The organism is Streptomyces sp. NPDC023573 (assembly GCF_055559735.1).
The window spans coordinates 60628-86173 of the sequence record NZ_JBVHKB010000012.1 but is presented as its reverse complement, the minus strand read 5'-3'; the positions used below and the strand labels follow the sequence as shown (position 1 = coordinate 86173).

Annotated in this window: 25 protein-coding genes; 11 read left to right on the top strand and 14 right to left on the bottom strand. The window is 68.8% G+C overall.

Annotation, left to right across the window (positions count from 1 at the left end; all coding sequences use genetic code 11):
* Positions 1-113: 113 nt before the first annotated feature.
* The 4 genes from ACZ32T_RS31145 to ACZ32T_RS31130 form a co-directional block, all read right to left on the bottom strand.
* The gene (locus ACZ32T_RS31145; protein ID WP_467370380.1) at positions 114-2483 is read right to left on the bottom strand and encodes a beta-xylosidase/alpha-l-arabinosidase; all 2370 of its coding nucleotides are present in this window, start codon (positions 2481-2483) and stop codon (positions 114-116) included.
* Between the two features lie 310 nt (positions 2484-2793).
* Positions 2794-3678 carry a carbohydrate ABC transporter permease gene (locus ACZ32T_RS31140; protein WP_467370377.1) on the bottom strand — a complete coding sequence of 295 codons (885 nt, stop codon included), beginning with the start codon at positions 3676-3678 and terminating at the stop codon, positions 2794-2796.
* Positions 3679-4581 carry a carbohydrate ABC transporter permease gene (locus ACZ32T_RS31135; RefSeq protein ID WP_467267780.1) on the bottom strand — a complete coding sequence of 301 codons (903 nt, stop codon included), beginning with the start codon at positions 4579-4581 and terminating at the stop codon, positions 3679-3681.
* Entirely contained in the window at positions 4578-5900 is a 1323-nt protein-coding gene (locus ACZ32T_RS31130) for an extracellular solute-binding protein (protein ID WP_467370375.1), read from the bottom strand. The genes ACZ32T_RS31135 and ACZ32T_RS31130 overlap by 4 nt, the downstream gene beginning before the upstream one ends.
* Before the next feature lie 420 nt (positions 5901-6320).
* On the opposite strand from ACZ32T_RS31130, the gene ACZ32T_RS31125 reads away from it, so the two are divergent.
* Together ACZ32T_RS31125 and ACZ32T_RS31120 are read left to right on the top strand one after the other, a co-directional pair.
* On the top strand, positions 6321-7349 hold the full coding sequence (locus ACZ32T_RS31125) for a LacI family DNA-binding transcriptional regulator (protein ID WP_467370372.1): 1029 nt from the start codon (positions 6321-6323) through the stop codon (positions 7347-7349).
* 92 nt (positions 7350-7441) lie between these two features.
* Entirely contained in the window at positions 7442-7663 is a 222-nt protein-coding gene (locus tag ACZ32T_RS31120; RefSeq protein ID WP_467370370.1) for a hypothetical protein, read from the top strand.
* Between the two features lie 178 nt (positions 7664-7841).
* Here the strand turns inward: ACZ32T_RS31120 and ACZ32T_RS31115 are convergent, their stop codons facing one another.
* On the bottom strand, positions 7842-8567 hold the full coding sequence (locus ACZ32T_RS31115; RefSeq protein WP_467267787.1) for a glycoside hydrolase family 11 protein: 726 nt from the start codon (positions 8565-8567) through the stop codon (positions 7842-7844).
* An 834-nt stretch (positions 8568-9401) separates the two neighbouring features.
* Between ACZ32T_RS31115 and ACZ32T_RS31110 the strand changes: the two genes are divergently transcribed.
* A complete protein-coding gene (locus ACZ32T_RS31110; protein ID WP_467370368.1) occupies positions 9402-10337 on the top strand; it encodes an alpha/beta fold hydrolase in 936 nt (311 codons plus the stop codon).
* A 201-nt stretch (positions 10338-10538) separates the two neighbouring features.
* Here the strand turns inward: ACZ32T_RS31110 and ACZ32T_RS31105 are convergent, their stop codons facing one another.
* Entirely contained in the window at positions 10539-11141 is a 603-nt protein-coding gene (locus ACZ32T_RS31105; protein ID WP_467267791.1) for a TetR/AcrR family transcriptional regulator, read from the bottom strand.
* Positions 11142-11319: 178 nt separating this feature from the next.
* Between ACZ32T_RS31105 and ACZ32T_RS31100 the strand changes: the two genes are divergently transcribed.
* On the top strand, positions 11320-12114 hold the full coding sequence (locus ACZ32T_RS31100; protein ID WP_467267793.1) for an SDR family NAD(P)-dependent oxidoreductase: 795 nt from the start codon (positions 11320-11322) through the stop codon (positions 12112-12114).
* 287 nt (positions 12115-12401) lie between these two features.
* Here ACZ32T_RS31100 and ACZ32T_RS31095 read toward each other — a convergent pair whose 3' ends face one another.
* A complete protein-coding gene (locus ACZ32T_RS31095; protein WP_467267794.1) occupies positions 12402-13286 on the bottom strand; it encodes an NAD(P)-dependent oxidoreductase in 885 nt (294 codons plus the stop codon).
* A 49-nt stretch (positions 13287-13335) separates the two neighbouring features.
* On the opposite strand from ACZ32T_RS31095, the gene ACZ32T_RS31090 reads away from it, so the two are divergent.
* Entirely contained in the window at positions 13336-13746 is a 411-nt protein-coding gene (locus ACZ32T_RS31090) for a MerR family transcriptional regulator (RefSeq protein WP_467267796.1), read from the top strand.
* A 94-nt stretch (positions 13747-13840) separates the two neighbouring features.
* On the top strand, positions 13841-13963 hold the full coding sequence (locus ACZ32T_RS31085) for a hypothetical protein (RefSeq protein WP_467267798.1): 123 nt from the start codon (positions 13841-13843) through the stop codon (positions 13961-13963).
* 209 nt (positions 13964-14172) lie between these two features.
* Here ACZ32T_RS31085 and ACZ32T_RS31080 read toward each other — a convergent pair whose 3' ends face one another.
* Entirely contained in the window at positions 14173-15480 is a 1308-nt protein-coding gene (locus ACZ32T_RS31080; RefSeq protein WP_467267799.1) for a cellulase family glycosylhydrolase, read from the bottom strand.
* Between the two features lie 993 nt (positions 15481-16473).
* Between ACZ32T_RS31080 and ACZ32T_RS31075 the strand changes: the two genes are divergently transcribed.
* Complete coding sequence (locus ACZ32T_RS31075; protein WP_467267801.1) at positions 16474-17433, top strand: ROK family protein; 960 nt, start codon at positions 16474-16476, stop codon at positions 17431-17433.
* Positions 17434-17600: 167 nt separating this feature from the next.
* Here ACZ32T_RS31075 and ACZ32T_RS31070 read toward each other — a convergent pair whose 3' ends face one another.
* Positions 17601-18032 carry a MerR family transcriptional regulator gene (locus tag ACZ32T_RS31070; RefSeq protein WP_467267803.1) on the bottom strand — a complete coding sequence of 144 codons (432 nt, stop codon included), beginning with the start codon at positions 18030-18032 and terminating at the stop codon, positions 17601-17603.
* Positions 18033-18187: 155 nt separating this feature from the next.
* Here ACZ32T_RS31070 and ACZ32T_RS31065 point away from each other — a divergent pair, with 155 nt between their 5' ends.
* Positions 18188-19261, top strand: coding sequence for an alkene reductase (locus ACZ32T_RS31065; protein ID WP_467370365.1), 1074 nt, complete (start codon positions 18188-18190; stop codon positions 19259-19261).
* A 65-nt stretch (positions 19262-19326) separates the two neighbouring features.
* On the opposite strand, the gene ACZ32T_RS31060 is transcribed toward ACZ32T_RS31065, so the two are convergent.
* A complete protein-coding gene (locus ACZ32T_RS31060) occupies positions 19327-19935 on the bottom strand; it encodes a TetR/AcrR family transcriptional regulator (RefSeq protein ID WP_467267806.1) in 609 nt (202 codons plus the stop codon).
* A 94-nt stretch (positions 19936-20029) separates the two neighbouring features.
* On the opposite strand from ACZ32T_RS31060, the gene ACZ32T_RS31055 reads away from it, so the two are divergent.
* The gene (locus ACZ32T_RS31055) at positions 20030-20779 is read left to right on the top strand and encodes an SDR family oxidoreductase (RefSeq protein WP_467267807.1); all 750 of its coding nucleotides are present in this window, start codon (positions 20030-20032) and stop codon (positions 20777-20779) included.
* A gap of 58 nt (positions 20780-20837) precedes the next feature.
* Here the strand turns inward: ACZ32T_RS31055 and ACZ32T_RS31050 are convergent, their stop codons facing one another.
* Entirely contained in the window at positions 20838-21308 is a 471-nt protein-coding gene (locus tag ACZ32T_RS31050; protein WP_467267809.1) for an ATP-binding protein, read from the bottom strand.
* Positions 21309-21454: 146 nt separating this feature from the next.
* Between ACZ32T_RS31050 and ACZ32T_RS31045 the strand changes: the two genes are divergently transcribed.
* A complete protein-coding gene (locus ACZ32T_RS31045) occupies positions 21455-22324 on the top strand; it encodes a helix-turn-helix domain-containing protein (protein WP_467370487.1) in 870 nt (289 codons plus the stop codon).
* Positions 22321-22506, top strand: a complete 186-nt coding sequence (locus ACZ32T_RS31040; protein ID WP_467370362.1) for a DUF397 domain-containing protein — start codon at positions 22321-22323, stop codon at positions 22504-22506. The genes ACZ32T_RS31045 and ACZ32T_RS31040 overlap by 4 nt, the downstream gene beginning before the upstream one ends.
* A gap of 61 nt (positions 22507-22567) precedes the next feature.
* On the opposite strand, the gene ACZ32T_RS31035 is transcribed toward ACZ32T_RS31040, so the two are convergent.
* The 3 genes from ACZ32T_RS31035 to ACZ32T_RS31025 form a co-directional block, all read right to left on the bottom strand.
* Positions 22568-23635 carry a C40 family peptidase gene (locus ACZ32T_RS31035; protein WP_467370358.1) on the bottom strand — a complete coding sequence of 356 codons (1068 nt, stop codon included), beginning with the start codon at positions 23633-23635 and terminating at the stop codon, positions 22568-22570.
* Between the two features lie 280 nt (positions 23636-23915).
* The gene (locus ACZ32T_RS31030; protein WP_467267815.1) at positions 23916-24974 is read right to left on the bottom strand and encodes a vWA domain-containing protein; all 1059 of its coding nucleotides are present in this window, start codon (positions 24972-24974) and stop codon (positions 23916-23918) included.
* 99 nt (positions 24975-25073) lie between these two features.
* Positions 25074-25526 (bottom strand): GNAT family N-acetyltransferase, encoded by a 453-nt coding sequence (locus tag ACZ32T_RS31025; RefSeq protein WP_467267817.1) that lies wholly within the window; start codon positions 25524-25526, stop codon positions 25074-25076.
* Positions 25527-25546: the final 20 nt, after the last annotated feature.

The window sequence follows — 25546 nt, the reverse complement described above, 5'->3', positions numbered from 1 at the left end:
TCACGTATCGCTCACCGGGTCGGTGGACTCGGACCTCTGCAACGAGCGTTGTCGGTCATGCGCCTGTGTGCGCAGCGCCACCGCTGCTGCGACGTGCGCCGCGCCCACCCGGCTCATGCCTGATCAACCGGCTCCTGCCCGACCCTGGCGTGCAGGCGTCGTATGTGATCCACGTGGCGCTCCGCGCCGGTCAGCGTGACCCTGGCCGTCAGGCGTGGATCCGCGCTGGAGGCGGCCAAGCGCACTTCCAGCTCGCCCGGCTCGACGACGCGCCGCTTGTCGCGTCCGGTGAAGGACGCGACGTCGGCCGGGACCGTGACGAGGAGGCGCCGGGCCTCGCCCCGCTTCAGTTCGACCCGGGCGTAGCCGACGAGGCGCTGCACCGGCTGGACGACGGAGGCCACCGGGTCGTGCAGATAGACCTGGACGATCTCGGTTCCGGACCGCCCGCCTGTGTTGCGGACGGTGAAGGAGAGGGTGAACTCGCCGTCCGTCGGGGCCTCTTCGATGTCCACGGTCAGATCTGTCCAGTCGAACCGCGTATAGGACAGACCGTGTCCGAAGGCGAACGCCGGGGTCGGGTCGCTGTCGGACACCTCGCTGGCGTGAGCGAGCCGCGCCCCGAGGTAGGTGGCCGGCTGCGAACCCGGCCCGCGCGGCACGCTGACCGGAAGGCGTCCGGAAGGATCGGTACGGCCGCTGAGCACTCCGGCGATCGCGTGGGTGCCCTCCTCGCCCGGGAAGAAGGACTGCACGATCGCGGCGGACTCCTCAACGGCACGGCCGAGGGCGTACGGTCGGCCCGCGAGCAGCACGGTGACCACGGGTGTCTCCAGGTCGAGCAGGGCGTCGAGCAGTTGTTGCTGCGCGCCGGGCAGCACCAGCGTCTCGACGTCACACCCCTCGCCGCTGGTGCCCCGTCCGAAGAGCCCGGCGCGGTCGCCGAGCACCACCAGGGCGATGTCGGCCTCGCGTGCCACACGGGAGGCCTCGCGGATGCCGGAGAGATCTCCGTCGTCGATTCCGGTGCCGCGGGCGAAGGTGATCTCGGCGTCGGGGAACTCGGTGGCGAGAGTGTCGCGCAGCGTGGGCAGTTCGATGCCGAGCGGGGTCCCGGGGTGGCGGACGCCGATGTGCTGGGGGAATGAGTAACAACCCAGTACGGCGACGGGCTCGTCGGCGTTGGGACCGAGCAGGGCGATGCGGCGCGGCCTGGTGAGCGGCAGGGTGCCGTCGTTGCTCAGCAGCACCACCGCCTTCTCCGCGACCGTGCGGGCCAGCGCGCGGTTCTCCGGACCGTCCAGGTCGATCCGGCCGCGCACGGCGGCCGGATCGTTCAGGTCTGCTCCGTGGAGCGCGGCCGGCAACGGGTTCCAGTCCGGGTCGAGAAGACCGAGTGCCGCCTTCTGGGTGAGTACCCGGCGCAGGGCGCGATCGACCGACGCCTCCGGAACGCGGCCGTCCGCGACGGCCTCGGCCAGGGGCGCACCGTATGCCTTGACGTTGGGCAGTTCGACGTCGATGCCCGCGTGCAGCGCGGTGCCGGCGGCGTCTGCCCAGTCGGCTGCGATGCCGTGCAGCGTCTTCAGGAAGGCGATGGCGAAGTAGTCGGCGACGACGGTGCCGTCGAAGCCCCACGTATCGCGCAGCAGCCCGGTGAGCAGATCCTCGTCGGCGGCGGAGGGCATGCCGTCCGTGTCGGTGTACGCGTTCATCACCGACCGGGCCCGGCCTTCACGGACAGCCATCTCGAAGGGAGGCAGCAGCACGTCGGCGCGCTCACGCGGGCCCATGGAAGCGGGAGCGAGGTTACGACCGGCTCGGGAGGCCGAGTAACCGACGAAGTGCTTGAGGGTAGCGACGATCCCGGCCGACTCAAGACCCTGCACATACGCCGTCCCGATGGTGCCGACGAGGTACGGGTCTTCGCCGATGGTTTCCTCGACCCGGCCCCAGCGGGCGTCGCGCACCACATCCAGGACGGGCGCGAGTCCCTGGTGGACGCCGACGGAACGCATGTCGCGGCCGATGGCGGTGGCCATGCGCCGCACCGTGTCCGGATCGAAGGTGGCGCCCCAGGAAAGCGGAACGGGGTAGGCCGTCGCCCCCCAGGCGGCGAAGCCGGCCAGACACTCGTCATGCGCGAGAGCGGGGATGCCGAACCGGTTGGTGGCGGCGATACGGGTCTGTGAGCGGGCCAGGGAGAGCGCGCCCAGGGCGGGGTCGACCGGGACCGTACCGAAGGGACGGGTCAGCTGCCCCAGTCCGGAGGGCAGGAGTGCGTCGAGATCGACGGCCTCCTCCATGTCGTGCTGATGAGGGGCCACCTCACCGCCCTGGTCGGAGGCGCCCACCCATACTCCGTACAGTTGGGCGGTCTTCTCCTGAAGGGTCATCGCGTCGATCAGGGCGTCGACTCTCTCGGTGGCCGAGAGGCGGAGGTCGTTCCAGAGGGAGGTTCCGGGAATGTTCTCTACAGTCACGTTGGCGTTCCTTTTCTCCCACGCCCCCCACCCGCAGCCCCTTGGTCAGGGCACGAGGGGCGAACAGTGAACGAGTAGGACTCGAGCCGGGGCAGGGCGCGTCCCGGCTCCGGCCCTGATCCGCTTCGCCCGGGGCCGAGGCCGCTGGTGCTTCCGGAGTGACGCATGCCGTCCCGTCCGCACTGACGGATGAGGTGCAGACCGGGATCGGGGCGCGGACAACGGCTGCGGGGTCCGGCCTGCCGCGTCTCTCCTGCCGGACATCGCTCCTGGAGCTTCAAGGGTCTCCGACCACCGGCCACAGCGACGGTCAACGGCTGAATCCGGCGGTCAGGCCGCTCAGCAGCTGGCGGCGGCCGAACGCGTACAGGACCAGGAGGGGCAGCGTGGTGAGGACGACGGCGGCGAGAACCGCAGGGACGTTGACGCCGTACTGGCCCTGGAAGGTCCACAGTGCGAGCGGCAGCGTCCGGCGCTCAGGGCTCTGGGTGAGGATCAGGGGCAGCAGGAATCCGTTCCAGATGGTCAGTGCGTTGAAGATGGTCACGGTGAGGATGGCAGGCCGGGTGAGCGGTGCCGCCAGCCGCCACAGTGTCGTCCATTCGGTGGCACCGTCGACGCGCATCGAGTCGAACAGCTCCTTGGGCACGTCGCGGACGAAGTTGGCGAGCACCAGCACGGACAGCGGGATGGCGAAGGCGATCGACGGAAGGATCAGCGCGAGCAGACTGTCGTAGAGACGCAGTTTGATGATGATCAGGTAGACCGGGATCACCGTCGCCTGCAGCGGGATGGCCAGGCCCATGAGGAACAGCCCGTTGATCGCGCGCAGGCCCCGGATGCGCCAGCCGCGGACGATGGCGTAGGCGGCCATGAAGGAGAACAGCACCGCCGGGATCACGGCGCCGGCCGTGACGACGAGGCTGTTGACGAAGTAGCGGACGAAGTCGGACTCGATGACCAGCCGGTAGTTCTCCAGTGTCGGGTCGGCCGAAGGCACCAGCGGGTTGCTCGCGTAGTAGCGGCTCTGGGCCTTGAGGCTGGTGATGAGGGTCCAGTACAGGGGGACGGCGACGACGACGAGCCAGATCCACCCGGCCAGGCCGCCGGCCCAGTTGCGCCGGCGGGGCAGGCGCTGCCGTCTGCGGGGGGTGGTCTTCCGCAGGTGTCGTGCCTCGGTCGGTGTGGTGGTCACTCAGGCCCCCTCGAGTTGGCTCGCGCCGGCGTCCCGGCCGCCGAGCCGGCGCAGCAGCAGGGCCAGGGCCAGACCCACCAGGACCAGGATGACCGCGATGGCGCTGGCCGGTCCCATCAGGCTGGCCTGGAACCCCCGCTTGTACATGTCCAGTGCCAGGACCCTGGTGGCGTCGCCGGGACCGCCCTCGGTCAGGACGTAGATGAGGTCGAAGAAGGTCAGCGACCCGACCACCATCAGCGTGGACGAGGTGATGATGGTGTATTTCAGCTGGGGCAGGGTGATGCTGAAGAACTGCCGGATCCGCCCGGCCCCGTCCAGCTGCGCGGCTTCGTAGAGGGACTCCGGGATCTGCTGGACACCGCCCTGGTAGATCAGGGAGTGGAACGGGATGAACTGCCAGGAGACGACGAAGACCACCACGCCGAACGCGAGCCCGGGCTTCCCCAGCCAGTCCTGGCTGAGCAGCGGGATCTTCAGCCCGGCGCCGAGCCCGAAGTTGGGATCCAGCAGGGCCTTGTAGGCGATCGCGATCGCCGCCGAGCTGAGCATCAGCGGGACGAAGTACACCACGCCCAGCACCGCACGGTAGCGCTGGCGGCCTGCCATGAACGTGCCGAGCAGCACGCTCAGCGGCGTCTGCACGGCCCAGGACACGGCCATCACCAGAAACGTCACCCACAGGGCGTGCGGCAGCCCGGGGTCGGTGAGCACGGCGCGCCAACTGGTCAGCCCGGACGGGCGGATGGAGCCGATCCCGTCCCAGGTGGTGAAGCTCAGCACGAAGACACCGACGAGCGGGATCACTGCGAAGGCGACGAAGACCACCAGCGCCGGCGCCGCCAGCCACGGCAGGATGCTGCGCGGTTCGCGACGCGGTGGATGGCCGGTGACGGAGGTCATCCGGCGGTGGCCGCGTCGAGGCTGGTGGCGAACTGCTGGGGGGAGACGGACAGCTGGAACAGCTTGGCGATGTTGTCCAGCAGGGTCTCGGCGGCCGCGGGGCTGAGCGCTTGGTCCCAGGACTGGCCGAACACCTTGGCCTTGCTGGCGACGTCGTAGGTGAACTGCAGGAAGTCGGCGTTCTTGGAGGCGGCCAGCAGTCCCTCCGTGCCGAGCCGGATGGGGACCGACCCGTTGTCGATCCACTTCTTCGCCTCCTCGTCCTGGAGGACGCCGGTGGCGAAGAAGTCCTTGGCGATCTTCTTCTCCTCGGCACCGGCCTTCGAGGAGATGGACAGGTACTGGGCCGGATTGCCGACGGTGTTCCCCGGGTCGCCCTTGCCGCCGTCCACGGGCGGGAAGTTCATGTAGCCCAGGGCGCCGCTGGAGACGAAGTCCCCGCCGTCGGTCTGTTGGATGCCGTACGACCAGGCGCCGTGCAGCATCATCGCGGCCTTGCCGCGGTACAGCAGGGCCTGGTCGGCGTTGGAGTCCGCGGTGATCGAGGAGAAGCCCTTGACGAACCCGTCGGCCTTGACCAGCTCCTGCACCTGGGTCAGAGCGGCGATGGCGTCCGGGTGGGACCAGGCGTTCTTCTCGCCTTCCATGATGGCTTGGAACAGCTCGGGGCCGCCGATGCGGTCGAACAGGAACTCCAACCACATCATGTTCGTCCACCGGGACTGGCCACCGAGTGAGAACGGCGCTACGCCCTTCGCGTTGAACCGGGGCACCAGTGCCATGACATCCGCCCAGGACTGAGGTGGTTCCACGCCGACCTGGTCGAAGACCCTCTTGTTGTAGTAGAGGATGATCGGCTGCACGACCTCGCACGGCATCGCGTAGATCTTGCCGTCGACGGTTGCCGCGCCGAACGAGGACGGGAACAGCCCTTTCTTGACTTCGGAGTGCTCGCCGAACCACGACGTGAGGTCCTCGACCTGGCCCGCTTCCACGTAGGTGCGCAGCGTCCCGCCACCCCAGCCCCAGATGATGGTGGGCGCCTGCCCGGCACCGATGGCGGTCTTGATCTTCGTCTTGTACGCGTCGTTCTGGAAGGTGGTGTCCTTGATCTGTTCCTTCGGGTGAGCCTTGTTGAAGGCGTCCACCGCGCCGGCTCTGACACCTTCCTGCGGCTGGCCGTTCAGGTACCAGTACGTGGCCCCGCCGGCGCTGCCGCCGCCGCTGCCGCTGGGACCGGACGAGCCGCAGGCCGTCAGCGCCGCGGAGACCGGCACGCCGGCTGCCAGGCCGAGGAGGGTACGTCTGGAGAGCGCCATGTCTTTCCTCCGCACTCGAGAGCCACAGGCTTCTCGTCAGTCATGGTGAAAGATTTCGAAAACAGTCTTCTCAGAGACCTGTTCATGCAAGTTAGGTTTCGGGCTGACAGCTGTCAATACACGCGCAGATATGCGCTGTTGGTCTTGGCAGGGCTGACATGACAGCGAGTGCGAACGATTCCCATCAGACCTCGACAGGAACCGAAACCCTTTCGAAAACGGAGGGTTGAGAGCGTAGGGCGACGCGCCCGCCGCGGGCGTCGCACTGTCGGTGCAGGTCATCCCGCGCCGGAGGGGAGGGGCCCTGCGCCGGACATGCCGGACGGGTGCCGGCTTGCCGTACAGTTGACCGGTTCCAGACGAGCCGCCGGCCCGACCGGCGGCTCACCGCACTGGTGGACGTACAACCGAGAGGAACCGATGCGACCGAACGCCAGGCGCACCACTTTGGCGGACATCGCCCAAGTGGCTGGGGTCTCCGTCGCGACCGTGTCCAAAGTGGTCAACGGTCGCGGTGACGTGGCGCCGCACACCCGCGCCCGGGTGCAGGAACTACTGCATCAGTACCACTACCTCGCACCCGTGTTCCGCCACACCGAGGCCGCCGACGTCCCGACGATAGAGGTGCAGTTCAAGGGCGGCCTCAAGTCGTACGTGGCCGAGACCCTGGAAGGCATCATCGACTCCGCAGCAGAGCTGGGGGCCTCGGTGGTGATCAGCAAGGCGTCCCGTGCCCCGCACTGGGCCAGGGATCTGGTCTCAGCCGGGCGCCGCGCCGTCATCGCGGTCACCAGCGTGTACTCCACAGCACACCTGAACGAACTGGCCCGGTGCGGGCTGCCGTTGGTCGTACTGGACCCACTGCACCTGCCGGACAGCCGGGTCAACAGCATCGGGGCGACCAACTTCACCGGCGGCCTGACAGCGACCCAGCACCTGCTCTCCCTGGGCCACCGCCGCATCGCCTATCTCGGCGGTCCGTCCATGGCCGTATGCAACCAGGCGCGCACGCACGGCTACCGCGCCGCGATGGAGGCGGAGGGAGTGCGGGTGCCCGACGACTATGTCCGGTGCGGAGACTTCACGTACGAGACCGGGCTGCTCGGCGCCACAGCGCTGTTGAGCCTGCAAGAGCCGCCGACAGCGGTCTTCGCAGGCAACGACGAGATCGCCATCGGTGTCATCGAGACCGCGCGCGCCCGCGGTCTGCGCATTCCTGAAGATCTGAGCGTGGTCGGCTTCGACGACACCAGTCTCGCCCAGATGGCCTCACCACCACTGACCACGGTGCGCCAACCGCTGAGGGAGATGGGCGGTGCTGCGCTGCGCACCGCCCTCCGCCTGTCCAACGGCGAAAAGGTGGGGTCCCACCACGTCGAGCTCGCCACCGAACTGGTGGTACGCGCCTCGACGGCACCGCCCGGCGAGGGGACTTCGGTACCTGGGTAGTCCCTGCGAGGGAGCAGCGGACAGCGTCGGCGAACCGGTCGCGCCGGAGTCGAACGAACGCCGACGTTCATGCCGCCCGCAAGGGACGCACGATGGACCTCCATCTGGAGCAGGTCGCACCGTTTCGCACCACCGCCAGGGAGATCGGTGTGCCCGTTCCCGCGCTCACAGCGGACCTGATCGCCGGCATGCCGCACACAGCACTTTCTGCCGTCGACCAGGTTCACGGTCAGGGTGGTTGGCCCGTCCACGCGCCAGTGACCACGCGTGGATACCTGCGGGAGCGGCAGCACCTGATCGTCGAAGAGGTATGACCAGGCCTTGCGGACCGCCGGTGCCTCGCAGGGCGAGCCGGACGAACGTGCCGTCCCGAGACCGGCCCGGCTCAGCGCGTCGACGCCCGGCTCGCCCACCCGGTCACGCAAGGTCACCTCGACACCGGCACGCACCGGCAGGCCGATAGGCAGCAACCGGTTGACCGCCGGACGGAGGTCAGCCGCTGACCGTGATGTTCGAGCTCCCGCTGCTCTGGAAACCCTCGGTGGCCATGATCATGTAGTACTTGAACTGGCCCATGTTCATGCCCGCGCGCGCCCAGGCGTCGAAGTGGTTGCCGGTGGTGATGGTGCCGGAGCCACTGGTTACCTTCGACTGCCGGACACTCCAGTACTGGTCGAAGGTGCGGGTGCCCTCGACGGAGGGGGCGTTGTACCGCGTCGTCTTGTAGATGTCGTACGTGCCGCCGTCACTCGAGACGGTGCCCCTGTACTCACCGGTGGGCCGGTAGCTGCCCCAGTTGTCGACGATGTAGTACTCCACCAGCGGGTTCGACGTCCAGCCGTAGAGGCAGCCGTAGCCGTTACCCGACGGGTTGAAGTAGCCGTTGTAGCGGACAGTCCTGCGCCCACCGGTACTCCAGCCCTTACCGCCGACGAAGTTGTTGCAGTTGGTCCACCGGGTGCTGTAGCTGCCGCCACCGTTGAGCGTCATGGAGACGGAGCCGCCGCCGTCGGTCCAGAACGAGTAGTACATGCCGTCGGTGCCGGTCCGGCTGGTGGTGATGGTGGTGGCGGCGTGGGCGGTGCCGGGCAGCAGCAGCCCGGACGCCGTGGCGAGCGCGACCGTGCCGACGCCGCCGAGGAAGCCACGTCGGCTCATGCCGCCGAAGGGAGCGGGGTTCTGCTTGATCTGGTCCTGCTGCGTTCCGTCCTGTTGCATGGGTTCTCCCGATGAAGGCTGGTGGGGGCGGGCGGCTTCTGCTGCCCGCGGCCTTGCACGAACCACGGCGGGGCCGCCCGGTCATCCCACCGCTACGACCGATCACCATCCCGGCCACACGGCGCGAGCCGACCGACGGCTCCTGTCGTCCGATGGGCCACAGTTTTCGTACGGCGCCATGCCCCTGTCAATAGTTTCGACGCATTTTCGGAAACACTTCCTTCACCGCAAAAGGTCTCAGCCAGGGGATCGTCCCTGCTCAAGCCATCTTTCACGCGAGCAACCGTGCAGTCAGGACGAGGACGAGCAAGGTAGGCGCCGCAAGCGTGCGCACCATCTTCGAAACTTTCGATCGGGCATGGACATGATTGTGACGGCTCATGAACAGCTGCGTACGAACGGCCCCGCATGAGTCACCGCGTACGACGCGGCGATGTCCGCGACCATCACCTACGGCGAAGCGCGGTGCCGCGCCCGGGACGCAGAAGCGGTGGGGAATGGAGATCTCCGGGGCGGTACGGGCGCTGTGCGAGAGGTGACCACGCCGCGGCGGACGGCTTCCCCGATGCGGTCGCTCGAACGCTTCGGCCGGCCGGTGAGCTCAGGTTCGGAGGCGTCCACCGTCCTGCGGCCACCGCGCGCAGCCAAGCGGACACCTTGCGGGCCTCATCGGTGAGCAGACACGGGTCGGCGAAGGACCAGGGGATAACCCCACCACCCTCGCGGGCATCAGCAGCACCATCAACAGACGTGCCAGCCGGATTCTGTGGGCAGCCAGGTTCCCGAATGATCGGACATGCAGCACAGCTCTCTCAAGCCGTCGAAGGATCACTCGTGTCCCGCACCCCCCGTATGAGCCGTTCCACGTCCCGTGTCCTGTGCTCCCTCGCCTTGCTGGCTGCGGGGGCCGGTGGCATCACTGCCTGCAGCGACAGTGATCCCGCCTCCAACCCCACGGCCTCGTCGTCCGCCACCTCGTCCTCCTCCCCGGGATCCGCCGAGGCGGCCGAAGCGAAGCTGCACATGGTCGACAACGGGGGTCACCGTGTGGCCTTCTATGTCACGCAGGGTAATGACTCCACCGTCGTCCTGGACTCGGGCGGCGGTGAGTACTCCTCGCAGTGGAAGGACATCGTCCCCAAGCTTCACGCGGCCACCGGCGCCACCGTCATCACGTATGACCGGGCCGGTCTCGGCAAGAGCGACGTGGTGCCTGGCGCGTGGAAGGTTCAGAGCGCCGTCAGCGACCTCAAGGCGGGACTCAGGCAACTGGGCATCGCCAAGGACGTGACCTTGGTGTCTCACTCCCAGGCCGGGGAGATCGCGCACTATCTCGCCCAGGACAACCCGGAGATGCTCTCCGGCGCAGTCCTGGTCGACGCCAATCTCCCGCAGTTCTTCACGGACGAGGAGATCCCCCGCCTCGTAGCCGGGACGCAGCCGGACGTCGATGCGGCGAAGAAGGACCCCGAGAAGCCGGAGAACCGCCAGTTGATCTCCACAGCAGAGGGCTTCGCCGCCGCGCACAAGGCATTCCATAAGGTGACGTGGCCGGCTTCGGTGCCGGCAACGGTCATGGTTTCGGAGAAGACTCCGTTCGCCGGGTCTCCTGTGGACGCCCAGCGCTGGCGTGACGCCGCCGCCTCGTTCGCACAGGAGGCGCCGAACCGTACGCTCGTCACCGCCAAGGGCACTTCCCACGAGGTGCCGACGGACCGTCCCGACCTCGTGCTCAAGGAGATCGAAGCCATGTTCGCCGCGCAACACTGATCTCCGGGACGCGATGTCCCGCCTCGGCCTCAGCATCCCGGCCGGCCTCGGCTGCCGCGTCCTCCGCCCGCACCCCGCTGGTGGTCACAGCCCGGAACCGGGCTTTGCCTTTTGCCGTCAGCGCGGTTGGTGGCCTGCGGCGACGCGCAGGCGGAGGGCCGTTCGGGTGGCGGTGGGACGGCCCGCCGGCAGGGACCTCGGTCAGGTACGTGTCGCGGCGTCCCAGGCGGTCATGGCGATGTCGATGACGTTGCCCAGCGCGGCGATGTCGGCGCCGTCACGGGCCTGGAGGGAGAGGGAGTTGAGGACGGCGGCGTAGAAGTCGGCAAGAGTGTCGAGGGCTGCGGTGGCGGGGACGTCACCCTCGGCGATGCCGCGGGCGATGCGGGCGCGGATGGCCTCGCGGTTGGCAGCGCGCATCCGGGCGAGGCCGGTGGCGACGGCCGGGGCGTCGGCGGGCAGCGGGGCGGCCAGGACGACCAGGCAGCCGCGGGGGGTGGCCGGGTCGGCGTAGGCGGCGGCGTTGTCGCGGAGCATGGCCTCCACCGCGGCGCGGGCGGTGGGCTCTGCGGTCAGGGCGCGGTGGGTGTGGGCGCCCTCGGTGCAGGTGTAGAGGGTCACGGCTTCCTGGAAGAGCTGCTCCTTGGAGCCGTACGCGGCGTACAGGCTGGGCGATTTGATGCCCATGGCCTGGGTGAGATCGGCCATGGAGGTGCTGTGGTAGCCGCGCTCCCAGAACACAAGCAGGGCCTGCTGGAGTGCCTGGTCGCGGTCGAAGGATCTAGGGCGTCCTCTGCCTGCCATGGCCGTCGCCTTCCGGTCGGGCGGCCCGGGGCCGGGGTGGGCGGCGCCGCCGATTTCTGTAGTGCTTGTTAAAGATAACGCTTGACCCTGGCCAGGTGCGCCTGCATCATTTCTGTGTCAGCCCATACAGAAATCGGTCGGCACACCCCCTTTCCCTGTACCAGCAAGGAGCCCTGCCATGCCTTCGCCTTCCGCCGCCCCGCACGACCTGTCGTCATCCGCCTTCGAGGGCAAGGTCGTCCTGGTCACCGGCGCCGGCCGCGGCATGGGCCAGGCCAGTGCCCGCGCCTTCGCCGCCCGCGGCGCGATAGTAGTGATCGGCGGCCGCAACGCCGACAGTGCCGCGCAGACCGTGAAACGGATCGAACAGGACGGCGGCATCGCCGACTTCGTCCCGGTCGACGTCACCGACGCAGCCTCGGTGCGCGAGCTGATCGCCACCATCGCCGCCCGGCACGGCCGCCTCGACGTCGCGCACAACAACGCCGGCGTCTTCACCGCCGGGGGCCCGGTCGGCGACATCGACGAGCAGCAGTGGCACACCCAGCTCGACGTCAACCTCACCGGCGTCATGCTCACCATGAAGTACGAGATCCAGCACATGCGCGCCCATGGCGGTGGTGCCATCGTCAACACCGCCTCCAACATCGGCGACCACCTGCGCTACCCCGGCACCGGCGCCTACGCCGCCTCCAAAGCCGCAGTCTCCGCCCTCACCCGCGCCGCCGCCCTGGACCACATCTCCGACGGCATTCGCATCAACGCCGTCAGCCCCGGCGCCACCGACACCCTGATGACCTTCCTGCCCGGCGAGAGCGAGACCGAGCGCGCCGATCGCCTCAACGGAACCATCCCGCTGGGCCGTCTGGCCCGGCCCGACGAGATCATCGCGGCCGTGCTGTGGCTCGCCTCCGACACCGCGAGCTTCGTCGTCGGCCACGACCTCGTCGTCGACGGCGGCGCCAGCGCCTGAGCGCGCCGACCGGCCCGGGGCGAGGAAGCACCGCCCTCCCCCACCTCCTCGTGCCGGCCGGTGCCCGCCGTCCCACCGCGCCTACGAAGAGCGCCACTGCACGGGTTCATCTGCCGCAGGCAGTGATCCGCCGGACATGCCTCAGGTGTATTGACCCGCAGGGTTGTTCACGCGACTGATCGGGGGCCGGCCTCCGAGTGTGGTGTGGCCGCGGCGGTGTGATGGTGTGGCGGTCCGGCGCAGACTCCCGTTTCTCCGGGCCGCCTGGATCCCGCCCTCGGGGTCGGTCAGCCGTTGCGGAGCTTGCCGAACTCCTTGATCAGCACGGGATATTGCTCCTTGCCGTGTCCGGCGACGATCGCCCGGTCCGCCATAGCTTTGATCAACTTCGGCAGTTCGGCGTTCACCCCCGCGGCCTCGCTCTCCTCGATCAGGTGATCCATCGCCCGTGCGTCGGTCTCCAAGGCGGAGACCTCGGCGGGAAATGAGCCGCTGTCGATCTGCTCGGCGTATCCAGGCAGCCATTCGGCCACAACGGCGGCGATCTGCCGCGCGAACGGTGCATACGTCGCGGCGTCGACGCCGGCCGTCCTCAGCATGGCCGTGCCCTGGAGCCAGGCGTTCAGGATGCTCCACATCATGGCCAGGCCCGCCACGTCGTACAGCGACGCAAGCCCGTAGTCCGCCCCCAGGTAGGTGACGGTGCCGAGCGCGCCGAGTGTCGACTCGTGCACCGCGAAGTCCATCTGCGGCCCGCTGTGCAGAATCACCGCGTCGGCGGTGCCGATGGCCGACGGGACGGCCATGATGGCGCCGTCCAGGTAGCGGGTACCACGCTGTTCGGCCCATCGGGCGGCTTCTCTGGCCTGGGACGAACTTCCCGAGGTCAGGTTGATCAACATGGTGCCGTCCAGTTCGGCGTCGTCCGCGCCGAGCAGCTCGTACAGGGCCGGGTAGTCGGTGACGCAGACGATCGTCAGCGAACCCGCCTTGAACGCGTCGCCAAGAGTCGGTGCCAGCCGTGCGCCCTGGGCCACGAGTTGCTCGGCTTTGGAGGAGGTGCGATTCCACACGGTGGTGGGATGCCCAGCTCTCAGGAACGCGCCGGCGAGTGCCTGGCCCATCAGGCCGAGTCCGATGATGGTCACGGGTGTTTCGGTTCGGTCGTTCATGACAGCATCGTCAACGTTGATACCGGTGTGAGGGTCAAGTGAGGTAGCGATGCGGATCGGGGAACTGAGTCGTCGGACGGGAGTCCACACTCATCAGTTGCGTTACTACGAAGCCCAGGGACTGCTGGAGGCGGATCGTGGCGCCAACGGATATCGCGAGTACGAGGAGAACGCCGTACTGCGAGTGAAGCAGATCCGGCACTTGCTCGGGGCAGGTCTGTCTTCCGAGGACATCGCGTACGTGCTGCCCTGTGCACTCGGAGAGGCCCCGGTGCTGCTCGGATGTCCCGAGTTACTGGCCGCGATGCGGTCACGGCTGCAGCGGCTGGACGATCAGATGGCCACCCTCGCCCAATCTCGCGGTGCTCTTGCCACTTACATCCATGCGGCCGAGCGAACGGGCCGCGAGAGCTACCCACCCTTTGACGATGCCGACCTGGGTCCCGCCGCCGCCTACTGAGGCTGAACTCGGGATGCCGCACCAGGCCCCGACTGGGACCGCCGTCCTGGCGACCCGTGAGCCGGCAGGACACCACCCGGCTCTGATCGAAGCCGTGAACGGTCGCGCCGGCGACAACGTCGACGGGGTACGGCTGCGACTGACCGTGGAGATCTTCGTGGCGGCCTGGCGCACCGCTTCCCCGCGCTTGGCGGCGCCGGAGGCCGCGACGGCCTGACGAATCTGGTCGAGGAGACCTTCGCCGAGGTCCCAGCGGCGCTCACCTGCCGCGCCTGGCAAGGCCGATCGGCCAGCAGCCTCACTTACGATCCGAAGGACTCCGTCATATCCCCGTCCGACCTGCGTGCATGCGAGGTCGGACGGGGTGTGACGGAGTCCTTCGGGGCTCTCGACGGGGAGTAACGGATGAGAGCCCCGCTCAAGCTGTCAGCTGTCCGCGCCGCTGCCGGGGACGACGCAGGAGGCGCTGTTCTCCCAGCCCCATCCGTCGCCGTCCGGGTCGGACGAGCCGCCGTTGACGCAGTACGGGTACCCGTTGGGGGCCGTACCGCCGCCTGTGTCGCCGTCGCCGTCCGCGCCGCTGCCGGCCACGACGCAGGAGGCGCTGTTCTCCCAGCCCCATCCGTCACCGTCCGGGTCGGACGAGCCGCCGTTGACGCAGTACGGGTACCCGTTGGGGGCCGTACCGCCGCCCGTGTCGCCGCCGCCCGGCTCGCCCCCGTCACCGTAGACCGTGGCGGTCTCGGAGGTGGCGGCGATGCCGTCGGCGCCGTTGATGAAGCGGTTGCCCCAGGTCGTCAGGGAGTTCTCGTCGAAGCCGTTGGCCATGTCGAGGTACTCGACGCCGCTGCCGTTACCGCTCCAGGACCAGCCGATGTAGCCCACGCCCAGTGACTGCGCGGTCGCCATGATGGCGTCCTCGTCCGGGTTGCCGTCGCTGTGCGCGTCGCCGAACTCACCCACCACGATGGGCAGTCCGTTGTTCACGAAGTGGTTCAGGTAGCCCTGCACCTCGGCGGCGGTGTCGTAGACGCCGTACATGTGGATCGAGAAGATCGTGTTGCGGTCGGGGTCGGACGCGAAGACCGCGGCCGCGTTGTCCCGCATGGTTCCGGACCAGTCCTGGCCCCAGTTGGGGGCGTCCACCATCAGGGCGTGGTCGATGCCGGCGTTCCGCAGCTTGCTGATCGCGCTCTTGGTGGCGCCGGTCCAGGCCGCGGCATTCGTATTGCCGTACGGCTCGTTGCCGATGTTGACGACGACGTAGTCCTCCTGTCCCTCCAGCGCGCTCTTCACGCCGATCCAGTAGTCGGCGGCCTTGTCCAGGGTGGTGGCGGCGCCGTCCTCGCCGTAACCGGTGGTGTCATGGACCTCCAGCACACAGATGACCTTGCTGGCCTTGCACTGGTCGATCAGGGCGGAGACCTGGGAGGCGCTCGTCTTCGTCCAACGGTCGCCACTGCTGAGGACGACGCGGACGGTGTTGGCGCCCTTGGCCGCGATGTCGGCGATGGCGGTCGTCTGCTCGGGGTACCAGGTGTATGCGTGGTTGATCCCCCGCATGACGAACTCGTTGCCGTTCGCCTCGACCACGTGTCCGTCACTGACACGGATGCCGGTGGGCGCGGCCTCGGCCTCGCCGACGGAAGGGCCGGCGATCGATCCCAGCAGGCCCAGGGCGGCGGCGAACGCCATGCCCGCCGTCGTCATCAGAGTGCTTCTCGGCTTTCGCATTTCTCTCCTCGGATACGCATGCGGGTGCACGGACGGGTACGGAGCGGGACGAGGTCGTGGGACGGGCGACACCCACATGACAACGATGTCTGGGCCGCCTGCGGAGGGCCATGGAGGCACGCTTGGTGAGCGCTGCATGCACGTCGGCGTGGGTGGCACCGAAGGCAGGCTTCGCAGGCGTCGTTACGGTGGGAGGCAGCGCCGGACAACTGACATCGGCCAGCTGCGACTTCGGCCAGATGCGGCTCGAACGGGTCGTCGCCACACCATGAGGCACCGGGTGTTACGTCCCTGTCAATAGTGGGTTCGCGATCCGTTCACCACGCAGAAAAGCCTCCTGGAACTAAACCGCTAAACCCACTGGCCAGCCTTACTGCGCATGAAAAGGTGGTCATCAACCAGCAACAACAGCGCCACCGTGGCGATTGACAGTTGCACGACACGCCCTTACGTTCCTGGTCGATAAACCGGTAGAGGTCGGGGTTCACCTCGCCGAGCCGCCGAGTCCACCCCTCCGCCTGCCGCGCCTCCCGAAGTAGCGGGCAGCCCCTCCCTTCGGATGAAGGAGACGCCATGCACAGTCACCCCCACGCTCCGGTCGGGCGTCACCGACCCGTGCGCCCCGCTCCTGGCCGCCTTGGCCGCCACCGACTCCTTCGACGCGTTGCGATATCCGCTTCCGCCCGAACGGCGAGGAGCACTGCGTCGTCGGGGCCAACACGTACGACCTGTTTCACCTTCAGTTCCGGCGTCGGCTCCGACGAGACGGAGACGGGAGACGGGAGACGGAGCGCATGGACAAGGCGCGCATCGACGCGCACTTCGCACGCACGCGTGACGGCGGGGTCGATGTCGCACGGCTCTGGATGTTCGGTCATGGCGATTACTAAACATTTACCTGAACTAAACGGTTTACTAGACAACGTTGTCAGGACCCGTCAGAGTGTGCTCCGAGCGAGAGGATCCGCTCCACTCACGAAAGGTATGTGAACTGTGTACGGAGCACTGGACATCGGCGGCACGAAGATCGCCGGAGCGCTCGTGGACGACGCAGGCACGCTGGTGCTGCGTACGCAACGCCCGACTCCGGCGCTGAAGTCCGCCGATGAACTCATGGCAGTGGTGACCTCGGTCATCGACGAACTGACGGCCCATCCGATGTGGGACGAGATGACCTGCCTCGGCATCGCCAGCGCGGGTCCGGTCGACACCGCCGCAGGCACGGTCAGCCCGGTCAACATTCCCGCCTGGCGGCACTTCCCGCTGGCCGACGAGGTGGCCGCACACCCACGGCTCCCCGCGGGGGTTCGACCGGTCCTGATCGGGGACGCGGTGGCGATGGCCGCGGCGGAGCACTGGCTCGGCGCGGCGCGGGAGTCCGAGAACGCTCTCTGCATGGTGGTGTCCACCGGAGTGGGAGGCGGTCTGATCCTCGACGGCCGGCTCCGCACGGGCCGGACGGGCAACGCGGGCCACCTCGGGCACATCAGCGTGGATATGGACGGTTCGCTGTGCCCGTGCGGCGCTCCTGGCTGTGTCGAGGGGTTTGCCAGCGGTACGGCGATAGCCGCCCAGGCGCAGGCTGCCGGGTGGTCCCCGCCGGCCGGGGTGGCGCCGACAGCCGCGGCGGTCGCGGACGCGGCGCGGAAGGGGGACCGGCGAGCCCTGGAGGCGTACGAGCGCGCCGCCCAGGCGCTGGCGGCGGCCATCGCGGCGACGGCGGCCCTCGTCGAACTCGACATCGTGGTCGTCGGCGGTGGTGTGGCACAGGCCGGTGACACGCTCTTCGCACCGCTGCGACGTCGCATGGCCGACTACGCCGTCCTCGACTTCACCCGTGGACTGCCCGTCGTGCCGGCGCTCCTCGCTCTGGACGCCGGGCTGATCGGGGCAGCCGCCGTCGCCTCCGCACAGGCCGGCAGATCCGCGCTCGCGGCTCACGGCTCTTCCTGAACGTTCGCCGTCCACGACGCCGCTCCTCGGGACGAGCCCGAACTGCCCGCCGGCACTGCGGTGTACGTACGCGCGGGCGAGCCGGTGACGGTCACCGGGACGGCAACCGACATCCGCGCCACCGTGGACGTCAGCTTCCTCCGACCTGCCACCGCGTCGGCTCACACTCAGGCGGGCGCGGAGGAAAGCGGCGCCGCGTCCAGGGGCGCCGCCGATTCGTCCGCGTCGGGCACCGTGTGCAGCAGGGACTCACGGTGGGCGCGAGCCACGGCCACCATCCTGTCCAAGGTGCCCCGGGCTCGCAGGAGATCGTCGATCTGCGCCGTGATCCGCTCGCGTTCGCGGGCCATCCGCTCCAGCGTGGCGTCGGAGTTGTGCGTGCTCGGGTTGTCGCGGCACGGCAGGAGTTCGGCGATGGTGCGGCTGGAGAGGTTGGCCGCGTACAGCCCCTGGATGAAGTGGACGCGGTCCACGTCGTGTTCCGTGTACTGCCGTTGTCCGCTCGGCGTACGGGTGCTGGTGAGCAGCCCCTGCTGCTCGTAGTAGCGCAGGGACCGCACGCTCACTCCGGCGCGTGCCGCGAGGTCTCCGATCCGCATGACTGCCTCCCGTGGTGGTTCACAGCACCGCGATTCCTGTGATGCGCCCCACACGGATCCGCGGTGCTCTTCGGTTGCCTCTGACATTGACGTCAGGTTTTAGCGTACCCACGTGCTTCGGCGAACGGAGCACTGTGTACGCGAGGAGAACCGATATGCCCTCCCTGTTCAGCAGTTACCGTCTCGGCGGGCTCACGCTGCCCAACCGGACCGTCATGGCTCCCATGAGCCGGGTGCGGGCCGCCGCCGGCGGTCTGGCCACTCCCTCGATGGCCAGCTACTACGCGCAGCGCGCCTCGGCCGGCCTGATCGTCACGGAGGGCGTGCAGCCCAGCCGCGTCGGACAGTCCAACCCGGGCACGCCCGGCCTGCACACCGACGAGCAGACGGATTCATGGCGGCAGGTGACCGACGCCGTCCACACCGGCGGCGGACGCGTCTTCGCCCAGATCATGCACGGCGGCCGGGTCTCGCACCACGAGACCACGGGCCTCCAGCCGGTCGGCCCGTCGGCCGTGGCCGGCGAGGGCAGCGTGTTCACCCCGAGCGGCCCCCAGCCGCTGTCCGTGCCGCGGGCCCTGGGGACCGACGAGATCCCCGAGCACGTCCTGTCCTACGCCGACGCCGCCCGCCGCGCCGTCGACGCGGGCTTCGACGGAGTCGAACTGCACGGCGCCAACGGCTATCTGATATCCCAGTTCCTGTCGTCCAACGCCAACCTGCGCGACGACCGCTACGGCGGCTCGATCGCCAACCGGATCCGTTTCGCCGTCGAGGCGGCCACTGCCACGGTCGAGGCCGTGGGCGCCGCCCGTACGGGGATCCGCCTGTCACCCGGCGGCGGCATCTGGGGTGTGACCGAGGACGACGCGGCGGAGCTGAACACCGCTCTGCTGACGGAGTTGGCCCACCTCGGCCTCGCCTATGTGCACCTGGAGGCCACCACCGGCGAGGACGTCCTCCTCGGGCTGCGCAGGACCTGGCCGGGCACCCTCATCGTCAGCCCCACCATGCCCGGCGGCCCGAAGCAGGCCGGGCAGGCGGAAGCCGACCACTGGCTGGGGCTGGGCGCCGACCTGATCGCCTTCGGCCGCGGCTTCCTCGCCAACCCCGACCTGGTCGAACGGCTGCGCTCGCGCCTGCCCATCGCGCCCGCCGACGAGAACACCTTCTACCAGGGCGGCGACGCCGGGTACCTCACCTACCCGACGTACCAGCACACGGCCTGACCGCCTCCGCCTCATCCCAGGTGACGGAGACCGGTGCCGCGGCACGGCGTCGGTGACTGCGGTCCTCAGGAGAGCGGCCAGGTGCGCAGGGCGGCGTCGGCCATCTCCTGGAGTTCGTCGCGGCCGACACCGCTCGCGGCCTGTACGGCGATGCCGAAGGCCAAGGTGGTGACGTAGCGGGCCAGTAGCCCCGGGTCCGCGTCCGGAGGCAGGTCTCCGTCGTCGACGGCTCGCCGGAACCGCTCCCGGACGCAGGAGCACCCGTTGTTACGCCAGGCGACGAGGATGTCCCGGACCGCCCGCCCGGAGTCCCCGGCGGCCAGGGCGCCCTGGACGCCCAGACATCCGTGGGGGCCGGCCGGGCGGGTGGTGGTCCGGACGGTGCCGGCCAGGATCGCGGTGGCGACGCCGAGGGCGGTCGGCTCGTCCAGTGCCCGGGTGAGATAGGCGCCCGGGCCTTCCGTGTAGCGCTCCAGGGCCTTGCGGAACAGCTCCTTCTTGTTGCCGAAGGCCGCGTACATGCTGGTGGTGGAGATGCCCATCGCGTCCGTCAGGTTGGCCAGGCTGGCTCCCTCGTAGCCCTGCTCCCAGAAGACCAGCACGGCGCGCTCGAGAGCGTCGTCGACGTCAAAGCCTCGCGGTCGGCCGATCGGGCCGCTCTGTTTCGTCGCCACCCCCGCAGTCTACCTCTTCCGCATCGATCGCTACGGAAGTGCTACCGTTCGACTTCAGCAGCGATCGATGCGGAAGTCGGAAGAGGTCATTCATATGGGGTCACTCGAAGGCAGAACCGCTCTCGTCACCGGGGGAGGCACCGGGATCGGTCTGGCCGGCGCCGTAAGGCTGGCGGCCGAGGGTGCGCACGTGTTCATCACCGGCCGGCGCAAGGCCGAACTCGACGCGGCCGTCGAGACGATCGGGTCATCGGCCACCGCGGTGATCGGCGACATATCGAACCTGGCCGACCTGGACCGGCTCTACGAGACCATCCGCAACCGGGGCCGGGGCTTGGACGTCCTGTTCGCGAACGCCTCCGTCGCCACGTTCGCCACACTGGAACAGACCACCGAAGAGCATTTCGACACCCTCTACGGCATCAACGTCCGGGGCACGCTCTTCACCGTCCAGAAGGCGCTGCCCCTGCTCAACGACGGCGCCTCGGTGATCCTCAACGGCTCCACCAACGTGGACGTCGGCGCGGAGGCGTTCGGCGCTTACGCGGCGTCCAAGGCGGCCACCCGGTCGTTCGCCCGCACCTGGGCCAACGAACTCAAGGGGCGCGGCATCAGGGTCAACACCGTCACACCCGGCCCGACCGACACCCCTGGCCTCTCCGGACTCGCTCCCGACCCGGAGCAGGCCGCCGGCCTCAGGCAGCACCTGGCCTCGCAGGTGCCGCTGGGCCGGCTCGGGCGCCCGGAGGAGATCGCCGCGGCCGTGGCCTTCCTCGCCTCCGACCAGAGCAGTTTCATCACCGGTTCGAGCCTGTACGTCGACGGCGGCTTGAACCAGATCTGAGCCCCCTGGCCGGGCGTCAACGAGCGAAGGCGGCCCGTCCCCGGACGGGCCGCCCCGGCTATGGACGGCACGGCAGGTCGATCTCCGCCCGGACGGTCTTGCCCACGGGCACACGGTCGTGCACCGACCACCGGGTGGCCAGTGCTTCCACCAGGAGCAGCCCCCGGCCACGGTCCGCCGCGCCACCGGACCGGCCGAGGCCGCCCGGCGAGGGCGGCCGCCGCTCACCGCGCGCGTCGGACACCTCGATCCGCAGGACGGCCCCGGGCGCACGGGTCAGCACCAGCTCGAAGTCCCGCCCCGGCACATGCCCGTGCGTCACGGCGTTGGCCGCCAGCTCGGCGACGACCAGGGCGGCCGTGTCGGACAGATCGCTCCCGAGCGGAATGCCCCAGCGGTCGAGCTGGAGCACGGCCAGCCGCCGGGCGAGCCGGGCTCCGCGCGGAGTGGCGCTGAAGCGCTGGGTGAACGTGCACGCGTCGCGCATCGGCTGGTCGCTGGATGCCGTGGGGGTGGCGGGGGTCGTCATGAAGGCCACGGTGACGGGGTTCGGCGTGGGTCTCCAGATCAGCGGGCCGTACGCTGAGTCAGCGTACGGGTGCGGAGAGTGGACACCGTGCGTCACGGCGCGTGAGCATGGGTGGGTCGGCGGGACGGTGCGTGGAGGTGGGCGGGTTGGATGACTCGGCGGTGGGCACAGGTGGCGCCTGTGAGGGTACGGCGGCCAACGGCGGTGCGGAGCCGGAGAGTTCGGACAGCCTGAAGGCGTTCGGGGAGGTCGTGAAGGCGTTCCGGAAGCGGGCGCGGCTGACGCAGGAGCAGTTCGCGCCACTGGTGGGGTACTCGGTGCCGACCGTGGCCTCCATCGAGCAAGGGCGGCGCTTCCCGCCGGCGGACTTCGTGGAGAAGGCCGAGGAGGTGCTGGACGCCTTCGGGGCGCTGCGAGGTGCGGCGAGGCATCTGTCACGGCGGCCGGGGCTGGCGAGCTGGTTCCGGCAGTGGGCGGTGCTGGAGGCGGAGGCGCTCGCCCTCTATACGTACGAGTGCCGCTTGATCCCCGGGCTTTTGCAGACAGAGGCGTACGCGCGAAGTCTGTTCTCCGAGCGACTTCCCCCGCTGGGCGACGAACAGATCGACACCCGGCTGGCTGCCCGGACGGAGCGGCAACGGTTACTCACCGAGCGGCCCAACACGGCGTACAGCTTCATCGTCGAGGAGCATCTATTCCGACGAGGGACGGGTGGATCAGAGGCCACGGTGGAGCTACTCGATCGGGTCCTGCACCTCGCCGGGCACCGGAACATCGAAATCCAGGTCATGCCGCAGGCGCGCGGCAGCCACGCAGGGATCGACGGCCCCATGCAGCTGTTGGAGACGCCGGACAACAGGTGGTTCGGCTACTGCGAAGGGCAGGAAAGCGGCCAGTTCATCTCTGACCGCAAAGTGGTCAGCATGCTCCAGATGCGGTATGCCAGGATGCGGTCACAGGCTCTCTCGTTGGAGGACTCCCTGAGCCTGTTGCGGCAGATCCGAGGAGCAACATGAACAACACAGACCTGGCCTGGTTCAAAAGCACCTACAGCGGCAGTTCCGGTGACAGTTGCGTCGAGGTGGCAACCGCCCCCGAGGCGGTCCACGTCCGTGACTCGAAGGTCGAGCAGGGCCCGCAGCTCGCCCTCTCGCCCACATCGTGGACGAGCTTCGTCTCGTACGCCTCCCAGGCCTGACCGCGCCCCGTGCCGGTTCGTGACCGGCTCCGGGGCGCTTCTCTCAGGCCTCAGACCCGGGTCAGATCCGGACGGCGGCCTGGTAGGCGCCGATGGTGTTCATCGACTCGTAGCGGACGTACGTGCCCGGGTAAGGGGCGTGCAGCACCGTGTTGTTGCCCGCGTAGAGGCCCACGTGCGAGGTGTTGCTGAAGAAGACCAGGTCGCCCGGCTTCAGCTGGCTGCGCGAGATGCGGGTGCCCTGGTTGATCTGCGTGAAGGTGGTGCGGGTGATCTGGGCACCGGCCTGTGCGTAGGCCCACTGGGTCAGACCCGAGCAGTCGTAGGAGCCGGGACCCGTGCCCATGCGGGCGTACGGCTTGCCCACCTGGGTGTGGGCGGCCTGGAGGGCTGCGGCGCCGAGGGCGGAGGCGGGGACCTCGTTGCCGAGGTCGACCTTCCCGACCGCTGAGGTGGAGGTCTTCTTGCCGACGTCGACCCGGTCACCGGCGGCGCGGCTGGCCCGCTGCTCGTCCTCGGCGATCTTGGCGCGCTCGGCGGCGGTGAGGGTGTTGAGCAGCTTCTGGGCGTCGGCCAGCTTGCCCTGGGACTTCTTCTTGGCTTCGTTCAGCGTCTCGCGGACCTCGGCGAGGGCCGTGAGCTTGCCCTGCGCCTCCTCGCGCTGCTGCGCGAGGGTGCGCTGCTTCGCCTGGATCTTCTGCAGCGACTCGGCCTGCTTGGCCGACAGCTGGTCGAGCGCGGTCGCCTGGTCGAGGAAGCTGTCCGGGTCCGAGGAGAGCAGCAGCTGGACCGACGGGTCGAGACCACCGGAGCGGTACTGCGCGGTGGCCAGCGAACCGAGCTGTCCACGCAGGGTGTTGAGCTCGTCCTGGCCGCGGGCGACCCTGTCCTGGAGCGCGTCGGCCTGCTTCTTGAGCTTGTCCTGCTGCTCCTTGGCGCCGTTGGCCTTCTCGGTGGCGACCTCGGCCTCGTGGTAGAGCTTGTCGACCTTCGCCTTGACCTCGCTCTTGGTCGGCTTGGGGTCGGCGTGCGCCGCCTGCGAGGTCAGGGCCACGGCTGCGGCGGCGGTCGCGGTGAGCACGGTCACACGGGCGCGGCTCGGCTGCTTGGGACGACGGTGGGACCCCACGAAGGCGAGCTCCTTCTTCCTCGGGCCGCCTACCGGGCTGGGGGGAACGAATGGATCCCCGGCTCCGTGCACGTCACGGACTCGGCGGTTCCTTCGCCGTCACCCCGGGCGGGCAACCAACCGTGCGAAGGTTCGAGGCCTGACCTTAGTAACCATCTCGTTATCCATGCAATCTTCACAGCGTGAATGTCGACACGCGCGGCTTTTGCGCACCGTCGACACACGCCGTGTAACCGAGACCTGACGACCCGTCCGGGCGGTCCGCCTTCTCGCCGGCGCGTCAGAGCATGATTAGGAGGCGCGTGTCCGCCTTGAGCTTCCTGTTCACCGAGCGGCTCTGCACGTACACCTCCAGCTTGGGGTTGTTGCCCGCCTTGACGGAGACCGTCCCATGGACGCCCGTGCCGAACAGGAGGCTGCGCGCGGCGTCACCCGTGTACGCGCGGTCGGTGTCCTTCTCGACCACGATGACCTCCTTGTCGGGCTGCACCTGGACCCGGGTGCCCAGCTGGTAGTAGCAGGAGCCGCGTTGGTAGGTGACTCCCGGATGCGAGTCCACGAAGGCGCGGATCTCGGTCTCCTTGTCGACCTTCAGGAGCCGGTACTTGTCGGCCGAGACCGGTTCGAGGTTCGCGCGCACCTCGTCGACCGATATGTCCTGGCCGACGGCGAACAGGTTCTTCGTGCCGCGCACACCCTGCTCACGGCCCCGCAGGAAGCTGGTGGCGGCGGCTCGGACGGTGCCGATCGCGTCCTCGACGCCCTTCTGGGAGTCCGCGTCCCAGATGGCGATGTTGCCGGCGGGGAAGCCGTAGTTCTGCGCGGTCCGCTTCGCCAGGGAGTTGGGGACGAGGATCGCGGAGGTCCAGTGGCTCGGGAGCCCGCCCATCTTCGCCGTGATCCTGTCGAGCCAGGGGCCGAGTATGGACATGTCCCCGTCGTGCCGCCTGTCGCCGCCGGAGGCGTTCTCCTCGCCGTCCGTCACCACGATCTGGAGGAAGCTGTGCTCGCCGTACTCCTCCCAGATGTGCCCCAGGTCGTCCAGGGACTTCAGGGAGGCCTCGATGAGCGCCGTGGCGCCGTTGTTGACCTTGTACAGGCCCCGCATGGACGGCAGATGCTTCACATCCATGTCCCAGACCAGGTTCTCCACCCTGTGGTCGAAGGAGTAGAGGCTGATGCGGGTCTCGTGTCCGAGGTTGTCCGACTCGGCCTTCAGACCGGCCACGAACTCATCCACGACGCGGATGAGTTGGCCCTGGTGCTGATACATGGAACCCGAACTGTCCACCACCAGCGCGACGTGGTTCACCTTGTGCTGGATCCTGTTTGCGGACATGTTTCCGCTCCTTCTCCGAAGCTCCCCGAGTGATGTGTTCACTGTATGAGGAGCCACTGACAACGGCTTTCGGCCGCCGACCGCCCTCCCGTCGGTGGGTCAGGGGAGCACCAGCATGATGTGTTCGTGCTCGCCGTACATGACCGTCCCGGTACGCCGGAAACCGTGCTTCTCCAGCAGTCGCACCGAGCCGGTGTTCCCCGCGAAGGGGTCGGCGTGCAGAGGCCGGGCCGTCTCCAGGTCGAGGAAGAGCGCCAGCGCCCGGGTGCCGATGCCCCTGCCCCAGTACTGCCGGCCGAGCCAGTACCCGATGAAGCGCCGGTCCTCGTCCCACCACGCGACCAGGTTGCCCGCGAGCTCCCCGTCCACGGTGACGGCCTGCACCAGGTTGGAGGGCTCGCCCAGGACCTTCGTCCTCCAGTGCGTCAGAAAGGCCTCGCGTTCCCTGGGCGGGAAGTTCGACCGGCGCACGGACTCCGGGTCGTGCTCCTGCGCGAGGAACACCTCCAGATCGGACTGACCGACATCTCTCAGACGCACCTGTTCACTCATGCCGGCAGAGTCTGCCACCC